The 17594-nt window shown below is 71.1% G+C and carries 15 protein-coding genes, 1 tRNA gene and 1 riboswitch; of the genes, 5 read left to right on the top strand and 11 right to left on the bottom strand.

The features are described from left to right. Nucleotides 1-90: 90 nt before the first annotated feature. Nucleotides 91-1311: an acetyl-CoA C-acetyltransferase gene (locus tag ACZ42X_RS15025; RefSeq protein ID WP_361418325.1), complete on the top strand. Its 1221-nt coding sequence runs from the start codon at nt 91-93 to the stop codon at nt 1309-1311. 429 nt (nt 1312-1740) lie between these two features. Then, complete coding sequence (locus ACZ42X_RS15030) at nt 1741-2610, top strand: hypothetical protein (RefSeq protein WP_468290124.1); 870 nt, start codon at nt 1741-1743, stop codon at nt 2608-2610. On the opposite strand, the gene ACZ42X_RS15035 is transcribed toward ACZ42X_RS15030, so the two are convergent. Beyond that, nucleotides 2594-2929 (bottom strand): hypothetical protein, encoded by a 336-nt coding sequence (locus tag ACZ42X_RS15035; RefSeq protein WP_468289083.1) that lies wholly within the window; start codon nt 2927-2929, stop codon nt 2594-2596. The genes ACZ42X_RS15030 and ACZ42X_RS15035 overlap by 17 nt on opposite strands. Nucleotides 2930-3028: 99 nt before the next feature. Here ACZ42X_RS15035 and ACZ42X_RS15040 point away from each other — a divergent pair, with 99 nt between their 5' ends. Further along, a complete protein-coding gene (locus ACZ42X_RS15040; protein ID WP_355362153.1) occupies nt 3029-3259 on the top strand; it encodes a DUF4287 domain-containing protein in 231 nt (76 codons plus the stop codon). Nucleotides 3260-3354: 95 nt separating this feature from the next. Here ACZ42X_RS15040 and ACZ42X_RS15045 read toward each other — a convergent pair whose 3' ends face one another. Both ACZ42X_RS15045 and ACZ42X_RS15050 read right to left on the bottom strand, forming a co-directional pair. Next, complete coding sequence (locus tag ACZ42X_RS15045) at nt 3355-4233, bottom strand: Bax inhibitor-1/YccA family protein (RefSeq protein ID WP_468289086.1); 879 nt, start codon at nt 4231-4233, stop codon at nt 3355-3357. A 245-nt stretch (nt 4234-4478) separates the two neighbouring features. Then, a tRNA-Leu gene (locus ACZ42X_RS15050) sits at nt 4479-4559 on the bottom strand. A gap of 483 nt (nt 4560-5042) precedes the next feature. Between ACZ42X_RS15050 and ACZ42X_RS15055 the strand changes: the two genes are divergently transcribed. After that, complete coding sequence (locus tag ACZ42X_RS15055) at nt 5043-5813, top strand: ABC transporter ATP-binding protein (RefSeq protein ID WP_468289089.1); 771 nt, start codon at nt 5043-5045, stop codon at nt 5811-5813. A gap of 84 nt (nt 5814-5897) precedes the next feature. Beyond that, on the top strand, nt 5898-8426 hold the full coding sequence (locus ACZ42X_RS15060; protein ID WP_468289092.1) for an ABC transporter permease: 2529 nt from the start codon (nt 5898-5900) through the stop codon (nt 8424-8426). 65 nt (nt 8427-8491) lie between these two features. Here ACZ42X_RS15060 and ACZ42X_RS15065 read toward each other — a convergent pair whose 3' ends face one another. The 8 genes from ACZ42X_RS15065 to ACZ42X_RS15100 form a co-directional block, all read right to left on the bottom strand. Next, a complete protein-coding gene (locus ACZ42X_RS15065; protein ID WP_468289095.1) occupies nt 8492-9799 on the bottom strand; it encodes a class I SAM-dependent methyltransferase in 1308 nt (435 codons plus the stop codon). Between the two features lie 214 nt (nt 9800-10013). Next, nucleotides 10014-11402, bottom strand: coding sequence for an NAD(P)/FAD-dependent oxidoreductase (locus tag ACZ42X_RS15070; protein WP_468289097.1), 1389 nt, complete (start codon nt 11400-11402; stop codon nt 10014-10016). Nucleotides 11403-11784: 382 nt separating this feature from the next. Next, the gene (locus ACZ42X_RS15075; protein ID WP_468289100.1) at nt 11785-12705 is read right to left on the bottom strand and encodes a Ppx/GppA phosphatase family protein; all 921 of its coding nucleotides are present in this window, start codon (nt 12703-12705) and stop codon (nt 11785-11787) included. Next, complete coding sequence (locus ACZ42X_RS15080) at nt 12702-13232, bottom strand: DUF501 domain-containing protein (RefSeq protein WP_361418300.1); 531 nt, start codon at nt 13230-13232, stop codon at nt 12702-12704. Before ACZ42X_RS15080 ends, ACZ42X_RS15075 begins: the two co-directional genes overlap by 4 nt. Before the next feature lie 14 nt (nt 13233-13246). Beyond that, nucleotides 13247-13744 (bottom strand): FtsB family cell division protein, encoded by a 498-nt coding sequence (locus tag ACZ42X_RS15085; RefSeq protein WP_468289103.1) that lies wholly within the window; start codon nt 13742-13744, stop codon nt 13247-13249. Between the two features lie 103 nt (nt 13745-13847). Then, nucleotides 13848-15137: a phosphopyruvate hydratase gene (gene eno / locus ACZ42X_RS15090; RefSeq protein ID WP_355361930.1), complete on the bottom strand. Its 1290-nt coding sequence runs from the start codon at nt 15135-15137 to the stop codon at nt 13848-13850. A 249-nt stretch (nt 15138-15386) separates the two neighbouring features. After that, nucleotides 15387-16094: a transglycosylase family protein gene (locus ACZ42X_RS15095; protein ID WP_361418291.1), complete on the bottom strand. Its 708-nt coding sequence runs from the start codon at nt 16092-16094 to the stop codon at nt 15387-15389. Nucleotides 16095-16097: 3 nt separating this feature from the next. Then, nucleotides 16098-16267, bottom strand: a riboswitch (cyclic di-AMP (ydaO/yuaA leader). Nucleotides 16268-16551: 284 nt separating this feature from the next. After that, nucleotides 16552-17493, bottom strand: coding sequence for a transglycosylase family protein (locus ACZ42X_RS15100; RefSeq protein ID WP_468289106.1), 942 nt, complete (start codon nt 17491-17493; stop codon nt 16552-16554). Between the last annotated feature and the right edge of the window lie 101 nt (nt 17494-17594).

Here is a 17594-nt window from a genome sequence, read left to right on the forward strand (position 1 = left end):
ATCACACGTTCCGTGCAGTGACCTGCGCGATACGTGCGGGTAACTTCACCTCACAGGTCCGCCATCCGCCTCACCGCACCTGGAGCCCCGATGCCCGAAGCCGTGATCGTCTCAGCCGCCCGCTCCCCCATCGGCCGGGCCTTCAAGGGCTCCCTGAAGGACCTGCGGCCGGACGACCTGACCGCCACGATCATCCAGGCCGCGCTCGCCAAGGTGCCCGAGCTCGACCCGCGCGACATCGACGACCTGATGCTCGGCTGCGGCCTGCCCGGCGGTGAGCAGGGCCACAACCTCGGCCGGATCGTCGCCGTGCAGATGGGGATGGACCACCTGCCCGGCTGCACCGTCACGCGCTACTGCTCCTCCTCGCTGCAGACCTCCCGCATGGCGCTGCACGCCATCAAGGCGGGCGAGGGCGACGTCTTCATCTCCGCCGGCGTCGAGATGGTCTCCCGCTCCGTGAAGGGCACCAGCGACGGCCTGCCCGACACGCACAACCCCCTCTTCGCCGAGGCCGAGGCCCGCACCGCGGCCCGCGCGCAGCAGGAGGGCGCCGACTGGCACGACCCGCGCGAGGACGGGCTGCTGCCCGACGCGTACATCGCGATGGGCCAGACCGCCGAGAACCTGGCCCGCCTCAAGGGCGTCACCCGCCAGGACATGGACGAGTTCGGCGTACGGTCCCAGAACCTCGCCGAGGAGGCCATCAAGAACGGCTTCTGGCAGCGCGAGATCACCCCGGTGACGCTGCCCGACGGCACGGTCGTCTCCCAGGACGACGGCCCGCGCGCGGGCGTCACGCTCGAGGGCGTCCGGGGCCTCAAGCCCGTCTTCCGCCCCGACGGCCTCGTCACCGCCGGCAACTGCTGCCCGCTGAACGACGGCGCCGCCGCGCTCGTCATCATGTCCGACACCAAGGCGCGCGAGCTGGGCCTGACCCCGCTGGCCCGGATCGTCTCCACCGGCGTCTCGGGCCTGTCCCCCGAGATCATGGGGTACGGCCCGGTCGAGGCCAGCAAGCAGGCGCTGCGCCGCGCCGGGCTGACCATCGGCGACATCGACCTGGTCGAGATCAACGAGGCGTTCGCCGCGCAGGTCATCCCGTCCTACCGGGACCTGGACATCCCGCTGGAGAAGCTGAACGTCAACGGCGGCGCCATCGCCGTCGGCCACCCCTTCGGCATGACGGGCGCGCGCATCACCACCACGCTGATCAACAGCCTGCAGTTCCACGACAAGCAGTTCGGCCTGGAGACCATGTGCGTGGGCGGGGGCCAGGGCATGGCGATGGTCATCGAGCGGCTGAGCTGAGCTGGAGCGAAGGGTAGGGGGCGCCCGAGGAACGAGGGCGGCACCTGCCCGCAGCGGTAGCGAAGCGAAGCGCGACCAAAAGATCGAGCGGCTGAGCTGAGCTGGAGCGAAGGGTAGGGGGCGCCCGAGGAACGAGGGCGGCACCTGCCCGCAGCGGTAGCGAAGCGAAGCGCGACCAAAAGATCGAGCGGCTGAGCTGAGCAGTTAATCGCACCGCGTCCCAGTCGTGACCGAATCTCCCCCAGGATGTGACCTACATCCCGGGGGAGATCCATTTATGCAGGTCAACTGGGGAAGGGGTGAAATCCAGGTGACGAAAAACCTGTCCAATTCGTGACGTAATGCACTGACAGGGGGCGCGAGGACACGACAAGCTGATGTAGGAAGTGCGGGGGATCGATTGAAACCGGGAGTAAGTCAGTGAGCGCCATGTCTCTCGCCCTGCTGCTGACCACGGCCACCGCCACGGCCGTGGGCGCCGCCGCCCTGCACGCTGCGCACGGGCTGCGCAAGCAGGTGGTCGCCCTGCGCGCCGATCTCGCCGCCGCGCACGACCTCGCCGACCACGCCCCCACCGTGCCCCACGCCCGCACCACCACCGACGACATACGCGCCGCCGTCGCCGAGGCCCTGGCCGAGGAGCGCGAGCGCGAGCTCGCCGAGGCGCGCGCCTTCTGGGCCGCCCAGGAGGCCCGCGACGCCGCCGACGCCCCCGGCACGCTGCTGGGCGGCGGCCTGTCCGGCCTCCCCGACGACGGCCCGTTCTTCGTGCCGCGCCAGGCGGACTTCGTGGGCCTGGAGGCCCTGGGCCTCGACGGCGACCACGACCGCGACCGCGACGACGCGGACTACGCCGAGTACGCCGCCGAGTACGAGCTCCCCGAGTTCCCCGAGGACTCCCCCGAGCTGGCCGCCGCCCGCCGCCGGCACCCCTCGCACCCGGACTTCGTGCCGGTCCAGACGCCCGTCGTCACCGACCACGAGCGCACCGTGGCCCGCCTGGAGGAGCTCGCCGAGGCCCGTACGGCGCTCACCGACGTACGCCCCGGCCCCCTCGGCACGCTCGACGTGTACGTCTTCGCCGACGGCACGACGCTGTGCATGACCCCCGGCCACCGCGAGACCGCCGAGCGCCTCGCGGACGCGCTGCGCAAGGGCGCGGCACCGGTCCTGCTCGGCGGCTCCGGCGTCTCCGGCGCGTACGCCCTGACCTTCTCGTGCGGCGACGGCGCGGGCGAGGGTGACGGCGGCTCCGAGAACGTCTACGTCCTCGCCGACCGCGTCATAGCCTCGCTCTAGCCGCCGCCCGCTCCACCAGCCCCACGGCCTCGTCCAGCTGCTCGGCGGCCGTACCGCCGGGGGCCGGGGCCGTCCGCAGAACCTCCGCCAGATCGTTACCGGCCACCATAAGTTGGTCGGCGACGCTGAACACCCCCGCGTCCGGCATGGTCCGCGGCTCCGCCCCCGGGTCCTCGATGCGCTGCGCCCGCAGCGCCAACTCCCTTGCCAACGCGAGCCCTTCGGCGGCCGCGCCCCGCTGGAGGCGACTCTGCGGGGCGGCCCGCAGCCAGTCGGCGAAACGTTCCACGGCACGGGTCAATTCAGTCGTGTCCACCACGCCGCGACCCTATGCGCCGGTACGGCACTGTTGCCAATACGCGAACGCTCAGGCACGGTGACGTGAAGGAGCACACGCGCACAGCGTCCGGAGGCGCCGATGTCCCAAGTCTTCTCCGAAGAGACCCACCGAAATCTGCTCGCGCGCATTCCCGCCTGCACCGGCCGTGAAGTGGCCGACTGGCTTCGCACCGTCGAGGAAGGCCCCTCCCTCCTCCGCTTCGAGGAGAAGGTGAGCTGGCTCCGGGGCGAGCACAACCTCGCGTACGGGCACGCCAAGGCGATCATCCACGAGTACGACCTGCGCCGGGCGGCGCGCAAACTCCTCTGACGGCACTCGGACGGGACAGACGGGAAGGCCCCGTACCGGCTCTCGCCGGTACGGGGCCTTCCCTGTTCCGCGTGACGCGTTCCGCGTGGGCGGGGTCAGTCGTCGCCCTGCAGGATCGAGATCAGCCGCAGGAACTCCAGGTAGATCCACACCAGCGTCATGGTGAGGCCGAAGGCCGCCAGCCACGACTCCTCGCGCGGGGCACCGTAGGTGATGCCGTCCTCGACCTGCTTGAAGTCCAGGGCCAGGAAGCACGCACCGAGGACGATGCCGATCACGCCGAACATGATGCCGAGGCCGCCGCTGCGGAAGCCGAGGCCGTCACCGCCACCGAAGACGGCGAACAGCGCGTTCACCGCCATCAGCAGGATGAAGCCGAGCGCGGCCGCCATCACGAAGCCGTAGAAGCGCCGGGTGACGCGGATCCAGCGCATCTTGTACGCGATGAGCACGCCGGCGAAGACCGCCATGGTGCCGAGCACCGCCTGCGGGACCGCGCCCGGCGTGACGTACGTGGAGACGGCGCTGGAGATGACCCCGAGGAAGACACCCTCGAAGGCCGCGTAGGCCAGGATCAGCGCGGGCGACGCCTTGCGCTTGAAGGCCTGGATCATCGCGCAGACGAAGGCCACCAGGGCCGCGCCGATGCCGATGCCGTACGACGTGCCGATGTTCGCCGGGTCGACGGGCAGCAGGAGCCAGGCGAGCGTCGCGGTGACGAAGACCGTACCGAGCGTGATGCCCGTGCGGGTGACCACGTCGTCGATCGTCATGGCCCCCGTGCGCGCCGGCGCCTGCGGGGCGCCGAGCTGGACGGCGTCCTGCGCGTAGGGGTTGGTGGCGTAAGGGTTCGTCGCGTACGGGTTGGTTCCAGCGGCGGGGCCCCCGGCCGGCTGCTGCGCGTTGAAGCCCGCGTAGCCGCCGTTGTCGCGGCTGAACCCCCGTCGCGAGAAGACCGGGTTGCTGCTCCTCATCTCACTCCTCCATGGCCGCCGTGCGCGGCCTTGAGACAAGAGTAATGGGGACGCAAAGGAAACACCCTAGTGCTCGGGGAGGATCTTTCGGGCCGGAACGCACAGAACGCACGCACAGCAGGCGTACGGCCCTTTCCGGGGCGCCGACATCACGGCGTCCAACGACGAGGACGGCATCGTCCGCTTCCTTCTGGGCGGGTCCCGGGCCAAGCCGTGGGACCGCTCCCGGCGGTGCGGACGGTGAGTGCCCGGAGCCGGACTCGAACCGGCACGGCCTAAGGCCAGCGAGGTTTAAGCTCGCCGTGTCTGCATTCCACCACCCGGGCGCGGAACGCGGCTCCGCATGGCACATGAGCCTATCCGGAGGCGTCCCTCGAACAGCGGAACGCTGGCCCGATGTTGTCTTATTTTATTGACGCTTGAGGGTGCGTCAGCGCAGGTGAGGCGCGTGGCGCGGTAGCCGTGTCGGGCTCGCGGCAGCACAGAACCGCGCAAAGGAATGACGGAAAGTCGTCGCCCCGGTCCGGCGCACGGACCGCCGGCCGACCACCGGCTGACCACCGGATGGCCGGCCGATGACCGGGCGATGTCCGGCGAGGGGGCACCGAGGGCCGCCCGCGGGGCGACCGGGCCCGGTGGCGGGGTGGGTCTCAGGGGTCGTGTCATACCTCAGGAGGAGGGGTGGGGCCTCCGGTCCGACTCGAGACTGCCCCGGATACGGGCACGCGGACGGACGTCCGGCGGGGTGGCCGGCGCGGACGATGGACGAGTACTCGATTCGAACCGCCGTTCCCGACAGGAGCACCCTCGTGACCACCACCCCCCTCGCCCACCGCGCCACCACGGTGGCCGCCCGCGCCACGGATCTGTCCAAGGTCTACGGACAGGGTGAGACCCAGGTGGTCGCCCTGGACCGGGTCACCGTGGAGTTCGGACAGGGTGAGTTCACCGCGATCATGGGCCCGTCGGGGTCCGGCAAGTCGACCCTGATGCACTGCGTCGCCGGCCTGGACACCTTCAGCTCCGGCTCGGTCCGCATCGGTGAGACCGAGCTCGGCTCCCTCAAGGACAAGCAGCTCACACAGCTGCGCCGGGACAAGATCGGCTTCATCTTCCAGGCGTTCAACCTGCTGCCGACGCTGACGGCGGCCGAGAACATCACCCTCCCGATGGACATCGCGGGCCGTAAGCCCGACAAGGAGTGGGTGCGCAAGGTCATCGACATGGTGGGCCTGTCCGCCCGCCTCTCCCACCGCCCCGCGCAGCTCTCCGGCGGCCAGCAGCAGCGCGTGGCGGTCGCCCGCGCGCTGGCCTCCCGCCCCGAGATCATCTTCGGCGACGAGCCCACCGGAAACCTGGACTCCCGCTCCGGCGCCGAGGTGCTGGGCTTCCTGCGCAACTCCGTGCGCGAGCTCGGCCAGACCGTCGTCATGGTCACCCACGACCCGGTGGCCGCCTCGTACGCGGACCGCGTGGTCTTCCTGGCGGACGGCCGCATCGTCGACGAGATGCTCCGCCCGACGGCGGACGGCGTGCTGGACCGCATGAAGGAGTTCGACACCAAGGGCCGCACCAGCTGACCGGCTGACCGGACCGGCTGCCCAGCCGGCCGGCCGACCAGCCGACCGCCCCGTACGCCCGCACCCACTCCCAGGACTCACCTCATGTTCCGTACCGCCCTGCGCAACGTGCTCGCGCACAAGGCCAGGCTGCTGATGACCGTGCTCGCCGTCATGCTCGGCGTGGCCTTCGTCTCCGGCACCCTGGTCTTCACCGACACCCTCTCCCACGCCTTCCGCAACCAGTCGGCCAGGAGTTACGACGACGTCGCCGTCGCCGTCACCTCGTACGCCGACCAGAACGACGCCAAGCAGGAGCCCGGCCTCTCCCAGCAGACCCTCGACAAGGTCGGGAAGCTGGACGGGGTCGCCTCCGTCACCGGTCGGGTGGACGGCTTCGCCGGCGTCGCCGACCCCGACGGCAAGCTCATCGGCGTCGGCTGGTCCAACAAGGGCTCCAACTTCGCCCCCGGCAAGGACGGCAAGGACGCCGCCTACGACTTCACCGAGGGCTCCGGCCCGGTGAAGGACGACCAGATCGCGCTCGACAAGGACACCGCCGCCAAGGGCGCGTACAAGGTCGGCGACCGGGTGCGGGTGGCCACCAACGGGCCGGTGAAGGAGTACACCCTCGCGGGCGTCTTCACCACCGAGGACGGCGCCGTGAACGCCGGCGGCAGCCTGGTGCTGTTCGACACCTCCGTCGCCCAGCGGCTCTACCTGAAGCCGGGCTACTACAAGGAGCTGACGGTCACCGCCGCGCCCGGCGCCGACGACGCGAAGATCCTCGACGCGGTGAAGCCGCTCATCCCGGAGAGCGCCACCGCGCAGACGGGTGCCGCGCTCGCGGACGAGCAGGCGGAGATGATCGAGAGGGAGCTGAACAGCCTCAACCAGATGCTGCTGGGCTTCGCCGGCATCGCGCTCTTCGTCGGCGTGTTCCTGATCTCCAACACGTTCACCATGCTGGTCGCGCAGCGCACCAAGGAGCTGGCGCTGATGCGCGCCGTCGGCGCGTCCCGCAAGCAGATCACCCGCTCGGTGCTGGCCGAGGCCGGTCTGGTCGGCCTCGTCGCGTCCGTCGTCGGCTTCGCGCTCGGTGTGGCCCTGGCCGTGGGGCTGCGCTCGGGGATGGCGGCGTTCGGCATGAAGATGCCCGACGGGTCGCTCGTCATCGGTACGACGCCGATGCTCGCCTCGCTCGCCGTGGGTGTCCTGATCACCATGTTCGCCGCCTGGCTGCCCGGCCGCCGCGCCGCGAAGATCCCGCCGGTGGCCGCGATGAGCAGCGTCCACGCGGTGGCGACGACGAAGTCCCTGGTGGTGCGCAACTCCATCGGCGCGCTCATCACCGCCGCCGGCGCGGCGCTGATCGTGGCGGGCGCCGCGGCCGGCTCCGACGGCCGGTGGCTGATCGCCGGCGGTGCCTTCCTCGCGCTGGTCGGTGTGATCGTGCTCATCCCGCTGCTCGCCCGCCCGGTCATCGCCCTCGTACGCCCGCTGCTGGTACGCGTCTTCGGCGTCTCCGGCAAGCTCGCCGGGCAGAACGCGGTCCGCAATCCGCGCCGCACCGGCGCCACCGCCTCCGCGCTGGCCATCGGCCTCACCCTGGTCACCGGCCTGTCGGTGCTGGGCGTCACGGTCGGCACGGCCCTGGACAAGATGACCACGGACCAGATCAAGGCCGACTACATGGTCGCCATGGCCAGCGGCGGCGCCCTCGACGAGTCCGCGCTGAGCGCACTGCAGAAGGCCCCGGGCGTCAAGGCCGTCTCGCCGCAGCAGGCCACGTCCTTCGACATCGGGGACGACTGGATCTCCGCGTCGGCCGTCACGCCCGGCGACATCGAGCAGGTGCTGAAGGTCGAGGTGGTGGACGGTTCGCTGGCCTCCCTCGGCGAGGGGCGGATCGCGGTCGCCGAGAAGACCGCCGCCAAGCGGAACTGGAAGGTCGGTGACACCCTGCCGGTCACCTTCGCCGACGAGAAGAAGGGCGAGCTGACCGTGGGCGCCCTCTTCAAGGACACCGAGTTCCTGTCGCCGGCGCTGGTGGCCACCGAGGTCGTCGCGCCGCACGAGAACAAGCCGTTCATGCCGCAGATCTTCGTGACGATGGACGGCGGTGAGACTGCGGCGAACGACAAGGCTCTGGTCGACGCGCTGGGCAACAACCCGGCGATCAACGTCATGGACAAGCAGGACATCCGCGACCAGTTCGGCGGCATGATCAACATGATGCTGAACATCATGTACGGCCTGCTGGCGATGGCGCTGATCATCGCGGTGCTCGGCGTCGTCAACACCCTGGCCATGTCGGTCTTCGAGCGGCAGCAGGAGATCGGCATGCTGCGGGCGATCGGCCTGGACCGGCGCCGGGTGAAGCGGATGGTGCGGCTGGAGGCCGTGGTCATCTCGGTCTTCGGCGCGGTGGTCGGCATCGGGCTCGGCACGTTCCTGGGCTGGGCGATCGGCCAGTCCATCAAGTCCGGACTGCCCGGCTACGCCCTGGTCATCCCGTGGGACCGGATCGGGATCTTCCTGGTCCTGGCCGCACTGGTCGGCGTCCTCGCCGCGATGTGGCCGGCGCGCAGCGCCGCGAAGCTGAACATGCTGAACGCCATCAAGGCCGAGTAACTCCGCCGGTGATGTGCCGAAGGGCCGGGTCCCCCCGTGGTGCGGGGGCCCGGCCCTTCGGCGTGTCAGCGGTCGCCGCCCCCGGTCCACCGTCTTGCCCGCAGCGGCATGCCCGACGCCCCGCTCTCGGGCGTCTTCACCGCCAGGACCTGGTTGACGCCGATGCGGTTGCGCTCGAAGGAGACGGCGGACGCCGCCATGTAGAGGCGCCAGACCCGCGCGCGGCCGGGGGAGGCCAGGCGCTGCGCCCGGGCCCAGTTCGCCTCCAGGTTGGCCACCCACTGGCGCAGGGTCAGGGCGTAGTGCTCGCGCAGGGCCTCGATGTCGCGGACCTCGAACCCGGCATCCTCCAGGGTGGCGGCGGTACGGCCGACGGGTGCGAGCTCGCCGTCGGGGAAGACGTACGCGTCGATGAACTCGTCCACGTGGTACGCGGTCTCGTCCGGCTCGGGGCGGCGCGCGATCTGGTGGTTGAGGAGCCGGCCGCCCGGCTTGAGCAGGGCGTACAGGTCGTCGGCGTACTCGCGGTAGCGGACGGCGCCGACGTGTTCGGCCATCCCGATGGAGGAAATCGCGTCGTACGGCCCGTCCCTGACGTCCCGGTAGTCCTGGACCCGGATCTCGATCCGGTCGGTGAGGCCCTCCTCGGCGATGCGCTTGCGCGCGAAGGCCGCCTGCTCGGTGGAGAGCGTGACGCCGACGACTCTGGCGCCGTACTCGCGGGCGGCGTGGATGGCCATGGAGCCCCAGCCGCAGCCCACGTCGAGCAGCCGGTCGCCCTCCTGGAGGCCGAGCTTGCGGCAGATCAGGTCGAGCTTGTCGCGCTGGGCGTCCTCCAGGGTGCCGCCTTCCGTCCAGTACGCGCAGGAGTAGACCATCGACGGGCCGAGGACGAGCTCGTAGAAGTCGTTGCCGACGTCGTAGTGGTGGCTGATGGCCTCCTTGTCGCGCCGCTTGGTGTGCAGCGGCCCGGTCCGCCGCCGGACCTCCTCGGCGGGTGGCGCGGGCGGCGGCCAGGGGCCGGCTATCTTCACCAGCCCGCGGATCGCCGCCCGTACCCGCGGGTCGCGTATGGCGTGGACGGGGTCCTTCGCGTCGGCGCCGCGCTCCCAGATGAAGCCGGCGAGCCGGTCGAGGGCCTCGTACAGATCGCCGTCGACGTCGAGCTCGCCGGCCACCCACGCCCGCGCCAGGCCCATCTCCCCCGGCTTCCACAGCATCCGCCGCAGGGCCCGCCGGCTGCGGATGACGAGCACGGGGACGTCACCCGGAGGCCCCGCCTCACTCCCGTCCCAGGCCCGGATCCGGACCGGCAGGGGGACTCCCAGCAGGTCCTCGGCGAGAGTCGTGAGCCGCGACGCGGCGTCGGCCATGGTGCACACCTCCGTGACGTTCGATCCCAGAAATGCTCGTCACCACGTAAACACCGACAGCGACGGGTGACAGTCCCGGAACGACGCAATGGAAGGGCAAAGAAGCGCGCGGCCCGGCGCGCGGGCAACGCGAAGGGGCCGCCCGCACCACGGATGGCGGGCGGCCCCTCGGGAGCCGGACTTACGGCCGGTCCGGCTCAGCGCTGAGCGTGCGTCAGGAGGCCTTGGCCTTCTGCGGCGGCGTCGCGGAGGAGGACGACGCCTGCGGCGCCGGCTTGGCCGCCTCGTAGAACTCCTCGCGCGGCGACTCGATGGCGCCGAGCGAGACGACCTCGCGCTTGAGGAACATCGCGAGCGTCCAGTCCGCGAAGACGCGGATCTTGCGGTTCCAGGTCGGCATGGCCATGCCGTGGTAGCCGCGGTGCATGTACCAGGCGAGACGGCCCTTGAGACGGATCTTCATCTTGCCCATGACGATCATCGCGACGCCCTTGTGCAGGCCGAGACCGGCGACCGCACCCTTGTTGGCGTGGCTGTACTCCTTCTGCGGGAAGCCCCGCATGCCGGAGATCACGTTGTCGCCGAGGACCCGGGCCTGGCGCAGCGCGTGCTGGGCGTTCGGCGGGCACCAGGCGTTCTCGTTGCCCGCCTTGCGGCCGACGAGGTCCGGGACCTGGGCGTTGTCGCCGGCGGCCCAGATGTAGTCGCTGCCCTTGACCTGGAGGGTGACGTCGGTGTCGACGTGGCCGCGCGGGCCCAGGGGCAGGCCGTAGCGGGAGAGGACCGGGTTCGGCTTCACACCGGCGGTCCAGACGATGGTGTTGGAGTCGACCTCCAGGCCGTTCTTCAGCACCACGTGGCCGTCGACGCAGGAGTCCATGGAGGTGTTGAGGTAGATCTCCACCCCACGGCTCTCCAGGTGCTCCTTGCCGTACTGGCCGAGCTTCGGGCCGACCTCGGGGAGGATCTTGTCGGCGGCGTCCACCAGGATGAAGCGCATGTCCTCGCGCTTCACGTTCTTGTAGTACTTCGCGGCGTCGCGCGCCAGGTCCTCGACCTCGCCGATGGTCTCCGCGCCGGCGAAGCCGCCGCCCACGAAGACGAAGGTCAGCGCCTTGCGGCGGACCTCCTCATCGGTCGTCGAGTCGGCCTTGTCGAGCTGCTCGAGGACGTGGTTGCGCAGGCCGATGGCCTCCTCGATGCCCTTCATGCCGATGCCCTGCTCGGCGAGGCCGGGGATCGGGAAGGTGCGGGAGACCGCGCCGAGCGCGATGACCAGGTAGTCGAACGGCAGCTCGTACGCCTCGCCGACGAGCGGCGAGACCGTGGCGACCTTGCGGTCCTGGTCGATGCTGGTGACCCGGCCGGTGAGTACCTCGGCCTTGGGCAGCACGCGTCGCAGCGGGACGACGACGTGCCGCGGCGAGATGCTGCCGGCGGCGGCTTCGGGCAGGAAGGGCTGGTAGGTCATGTACGACCGGGGGTCGACGACCGTGACGGTCGCCTCGCCGTAGCGCATCTTCTTGAGAATGCGCCGAGCTGCGTACAGGCCTACGTACCCACCGCCTACTACGAGGATCCTGGGACGCTCCGTGGTGCTCATGCCATCGAGTATCCACCCGCTGGAGGGGGGTCGCTCGTGCGCCCCTTCACAAGCTTCCGGGGCACCTCTGCTACACTCCGCCGCCCACGTGACCGAGGTCATGGCGCCGCAGGGGAACCGCGGTGTAACAGAAGACGTTGTTCACCCCCGTTGAACTGGGACAGAGAGCACCTTGCAACGGTGGACCGCACCGGAGTTCACGCCTGCGAAACATAGGTGAGGTGCCCCTCGCGGGGGCGGGAAAGGGCCCCGAAGGGGCCCTTGGAGGCCCCGAAAGGCCTCCAGGACACCCCTCAGGGCCCTTTTCCTTGTGAAGAACTTCACGAACTTTCCCGACGGGCCGTCCGGCGACCCTTCCGGCCGGCCGTCCGGCGGTCCCGCGTCAGACCAGCGAGAGGGCGATTCCGTCCAGAATGTCGTGTTCGGAGACCGCGACCTCCCGCGCCCCGATCCGGTCCATCACGGCCAGCAGCACCAGCGCCCCGGCGGCGATGACGTCCACCCGGCCCGGGTGCATCACCGGGATCGCGGAGCGCTCGTCGTGGGTGGAGGCGACCAGCCGCCCGGTGACCTCCGCGACCCGCTCGTAGGGGATGCGCGAGCCGTGGATCGCGGCCGAGTCGTACTCCTTGAGCCCCAGCGCGATCGCCGCCACCGTGGTGACCGAACCCGCGAGCCCGACCAGCGTCCCGGCCCCCCGCAGCGGAACGGTCTCCTCCGCGAGGTCGAGGGCCGCCTCGACGTCCGCCCGGATCGCTGCGACCTCCGCCTCCGAGGGCGGGTCGCTGCGGACATGACGCTCGGTCAGCCGGACGCAGCCGATGTCGACGGAGCGGGCCGCGCGCGCGTGCTCGGTGCCGACGACGAACTCGGTGGAGCCGCCGCCGATGTCCACCACCAGGTACTCCTCCCCGGTGCCGGGCAGTTCCTTGGTGGCCCCGGTGAAGGAGAACTCCGCCTCCTGATCGCCGGTGACGACCTCGGGCTCCACGCCGAGGATCTCCCGCACGCCCCGCACGAAGTCGTCGCGGTTCTCGGCGTCGCGCGAGGCCGAGGTGGCCACGAAACGCAGCCTCTCGGCGCCGTACTCCTCGATGACGCCGGCGTACTCGCGGCAGGCGGCGAAGGTCCGCTCCAGCGCCTCGGGGGCGAGCCGGCCGGTCCGGTCGACGCCCTGGCCGAGACGGACGATCGTCATCCGCCGGTCCAGGTCGGTGACCTGACCGGTGGTCGGGTCGACGTCGGCGACGAGCAGGCGGATGGAGTTCGTACCGCAGTCGATGGCGGCGACCCGGGTCGTCACTGCGCGTCCTCCCGGTGGGCGCCGACGCACGGGCCCTTGGCCCACCACTCCGGCAGCATCGCCAGCGCCTCGTCGCCCAGCGGGTTCACGCCCGGGCCGGCCACCAGCGAGTGCGCGACGAGCACGTGCAGGCACTTCACGCGGTCCGGCATGCCACCCGCGCTCGGGAAGCCCTCCAGGACCTCGATGGCGTCCCGGCGCGCGATGTAGTCCTCGTGCGCGGCCCGGTAGGCGGCCGCCAGCTCCGGGTCGGACTGCAGCCGGTCGGTCATCTCCTTCATGACGCCGTTCGCCTCCAGCGTGCCGATCGCGGAGTTCGCGCGCGGGCAGGTGAGGTAGTACGTCGTCGGGAACGGCGTGCCGTCCGGCAGCCGGGGCGCGGTCTCCACCACGTCGGGGTTGCCGCACGGGCAGCGGTGCGCGATGGCGCGCAGGCCGCGCGGCGGGCGGCCGAGCTGTTCCTCGAACGCCGCGACGTCCGCCTCGGTGGGCTCGGTGCGTTCGGTCTGCGGAGGGGGCGTTTCCATGCCTGCCTTGGGTTCTACTTGCGGTCGGTGCGAACGGCGCGGTCCGTGCCGTCGGTGCGGTCAGCGGAGTCCACGCCGTCCCAGAGGTTGGAGTACCAGGCGCGGTCGGCCGCGCCCTGGTCGGTGCGGCGCTGGCGCACCGCGTCGGGGTCGATGACCGTGTAACCGGTCTCCCCGGGGCGTACGTAGTGCAGGTGTTCGCGGGCGAGGCGCCTGATGTAGGCGTCGTCCTGGAGCCGCGCCTTCTCGTCGCGCAGCCGCTCGACGCGCTCGGCCGCCTCGGCCGCCAGCCGCTCCTGCTCGGCGATCTCGCTCTGCTGGGAGACCCACTGGCGCATCGGGTACGCCAGGGCCACCACCATCGAGCAGACCACGAGCGCGAGGAAGGCCGCGCGGCCGGTGAGCCGGGAGCGGCGGTCCTGACGGCGCGTCTGGGAGCGGTACACGCGGGCGGCGGTCTGCTCGCCGAGCAGCCGCAGCCTGGTCGCGGTGGAGAACCGGTCCCGGGCCATCCTCGCTCCTCCCCTGCACCCCGTTACGTACGTACGTCCCCGGACACGGTACGGGACCGTGGCCGGGGACGTACGTAACCGGGCTACTGAGGGCCTATCGGCCTTACTCGCCCGAGAAGCGGAAGCGCGGGAAGGCGCTGCGGCCGGCATACACCGCCGCGTCGTCGAGGATCTCCTCGATGCGCAGCAGCTGGTTGTACTTGGCGACGCGCTCGGAGCGGGCCGGGGCGCCGGTCTTGATCTGGCCGCAGTTGGTGGCGACGGCCAGGTCGGCGATGGTGACGTCCTCGGTCTCGCCGGAGCGGTGGGACATCATGCACTTGAAGCCGTTGCGCTGGGCCAGCTCGACGGCGTCGAGGGTCTCGGTCAGCGAGCCGATCTGGTTGACCTTGACGAGCAGCGCGTTGGCCGCGCCCTCCTCGATGCCGCGGGCGAGGCGCTCGGGGTTGGTGACGAACAGGTCGTCGCCGACCAGCTGCACCTTGGCGCCCAGCTTCTCGGTGATGGTCTTCCAGCCGTCCCAGTCGTCCTCGAACAGCGGGTCCTCGATGGAGACCAGCGGGTACGCCTCGACGAGCTCGGCGTAGTAGTCGGTCATCTCGGCGGCCGAGCGGGACTTGCCCTCGAACTCGTAGGCGCCGTCCTTGTAGAACTCGGACGCGGCGACGTCGAGCGCCAGCGCGATGTCCTTGCCCGGGGTGTAGCCGGCCTGCTTGATGGCCTCGAGGATGAGGTCGAGGGCGGCGCGGTTGGAGTCGAGGTTGGGGGCGAAGCCGCCCTCGTCGCCCAGGCCCGTGGAGAGGCCCTTGTCCTTCAGGACCTTCTTCAGGGTGTGGTAGACCTCGGCGCCCCAGCGCAGGGCCTCGGAGAAGGACTCCGCACCGATCGGGGCGATCATGAACTCCTGGATGTCCACGTTGGAGTCGGCGTGCGAGCCGCCGTTCAGGATGTTCATCATCGGAACGGGCAGCAGGTGCGCGTTCGGGCCGCCCAGGTAGCGGAAGAGCGGCAGGTCGGACGCCTCGGAGGCGGCGTGCGCGACGGCGAGGGAGACGCCGAGGATGGCGTTGGCGCCGAGCGAGGACTTGTCCGGCGTGGCGTCCAGGTCGAACATCGCCTGGTCGATCAGCCGCTGCTCGGTGGCGTCGTAGCCGACGAGCTCCGGGCCGATCTGCTCGATGACGGCGAGGACGGCCTTCTCGACACCCTTGCCGAGGTAGCGGTCCTTGTCACCGTCGCGGAGCTCGAGGGCCTCGAACGCACCGGTGGAGGCACCGGACGGAACGGCAGCACGGCCGGTGCTGCCGTCGTCGAGGCCGACCTCGACCTCGACCGTGGGGTTGCCTCGGGAGTCCAGGATTTCCCGGGCTACGACGACGTCGATGGACGGCACGAGCATCTCCTTCTGGGATGTGACGCGAATTGTGACGCGAGCGGTGCAGGGTGCAGGGTCTCTTTGGCCTTGCGCCGTGCGACAAGAGCCTAACCGGCCGGGGGGCCGGGGCCAGCCGACGCCCGCCTCGTGGGACGAAAAACGACCCGAGGGCCCCGAATGCGGGGCAAAACCCCGCAAGGTTTACCTGCGGGTAACCACAAAGGCCCCGGCCCGCCCTGTGAGCGGCGGGCCGGGGCCTTCGGGGGGTCAGCTCAGATGGAGCTGCTGGCCCGGGTAGATGAGGTCGGCGTCGTCGACGATGTCCTTGTTCAGCTCGAACAGCTTCTCCCAGCCGCCCGCGACCTTCTTCTCGGCGGCGATGGTGCTGAGCGTGTCACCGGCCTGGACCTTGTACTCGCCGTCGCCCTTCTCGACCTTCTTGCCGGTCGGGGTGGTGACGGTCTTCGACGCGGCCTTCGGCGCGGACTCGGCGGCCTTCGGCGCCTTGGGGGCGGCCTTCGGCGCGGTGCGCTGCTCGCTGCGGGTGGTGGGCTGCTCGGCCGTGCGCTCGGCGGCGCCGCCGTTGTACGCGGCGTTGGACAGGCCCACGCCGCACACCGGCCACGCGCCCTTGCCCTGGCCGGCCAGGACCTTCTCGGCGATCTCGATCTGCTGGGCCTTGCTGGCCTGGTCGGCGGTGGAGGCGTACGCGGTGCCGCCGTACGCGGCCCAGGTGGAGGCCGAGAACTGCAGGCCGCCGTAGTAGCCGTTGCCGGTGTTGATGGACCAGTTGCCGCCGGACTCGCACTGGGCGACCTTGTCCCACTCGGCGGAGGTGGCGGCCGAGGCGGAGGTGGCGCCCATCAGCGGGGCGGCCACGGCGACGCCGGTGATGCCGGCGAACGCGGCGAAACGGACCGCCTTGGACGGGCGACGGTGCTTGGCCTTGCCGGAAACCTTGCTGGAAAACAGCATGGAGCATCTCCTCACCGACGCCTACGAGGTGAGCTGTCGGGTTAGGGCTGATGAGCTGCCCCGCCGCGCTCTCGCGCGGCCTCACCCCAAGCCGGCTCACGTACCGTCATCCGACGGCCGGGGGCCGGCACCTACCTTGGGTCCCCCGCTCCTGCCTTCGGCGCATCACGCGACGACTGTTCCCTCACGGCCGGCGGCAGGATTCGGCGTACCGGTCGAAGGGGCCCGCGGTGGCGAGCGATGACGACCGTAAACACAGAGCCCACTGAAGTTCAAAGACGGACATCCGGGTCAATCCGCCCCTACCGCCCGCGGCTTGACGGACGTTTGCGCAGGTGAGGGGCGGAACGGACACATCGTGCGTTCGTGAGGCGCCAGTTGGCACAAAGAGACTCATGTCTCACTGGCGCAGACCCGGACATAGAGGCACCAATAGCCCCTGCCTGGCCCCGGTCAACTAGGGCTGCGCGGGAGCCAGATCGAGGCTCTGGCCGGGGAGGATGAGGTCCGGATCCTCGCCCACGGTCTGGCGGTTGGCGTCGTAGAGGGCGGTCCAGCCGCCTTCGAGGTCCCTCTCCGCGGCGATGGCGGAGAGGCTGTCGCCGGGGCGGACGGTGTACGCGCCCGGCTGGGCGTCCGCCAGGTCGCGTGCCGCGCCGTCACTCCGCGAGGCATGGCCGTCCGTTTCGCGCCCGCTGACCGAATTGTCGGCGCCGGTGGCGGCGTCACCTTCCGGTGCGGCCGGGTCCGTGGCCGCCAGGTCCGTCGCCGCCGGGGGCTCCGCGGGGTCGGGCGCGCCGCGGTGCTTTCCGGTGCCGGGGGCCGGCGGGGCGGCCGGGGCGGCCGCATCCGGAGCGGCGTCCGGCGTGGTGGGCGTGGCGGGCTCGGCGGGCGCGGCGGGCGCGGCGGGCTCGGTCGGCAGGAGGCTCTCGACCGGGTCGGCCGGGGCCACGGGCTCCGTGGGCTCCACCGGCTGCGTGGCGTCGGACTCGGCCGGGGCGGGCGTCTCGGGAGCGGCGTCCGGCGTGGCCTCGGGCGTCGCGGCGTCGGTGGACGCGTCGGGCGTGGCGCCCTTCGCCGGCGCGGCGTCGGTGCCGCCCAGGCCCACGATGGGGGCGCAGGTCTCCCAGGTCTTGACGCCCGTCGCGGCGTAGACCTGCTCCGCCACGGCTATCTGCTGGGCGCGGCTGGCGAGGTCGGGGCGCAGGGCGTACTGCTTGCCGCCGTACGCGTCCCACGTCTCCTGCGAGAGCTGGAGTCCGCCGTAGAAGCCGTTGCCCATGTCGGCGCTCCACGCGCCGCCGGACTCGCACTCGGCGACCCGGTCCCACGTGTGGGCGTCGACGGCCGACGCGGAGCCGGCGCCGAGCAGCGGAAGGGCGATGGCGGATCCGGTCACCCCTGCCGCGACAACGATGGCGGGGGCCTGACGGGGTCGACGGTGCCTGCCGTTCCCGGAGCGCATGCGGTGTGCCTTTCGCGTGACTGCTGAGGTGACGG

The sequence above is a fragment of the Streptomyces sp. NPDC030862 genome (assembly GCF_055571835.1).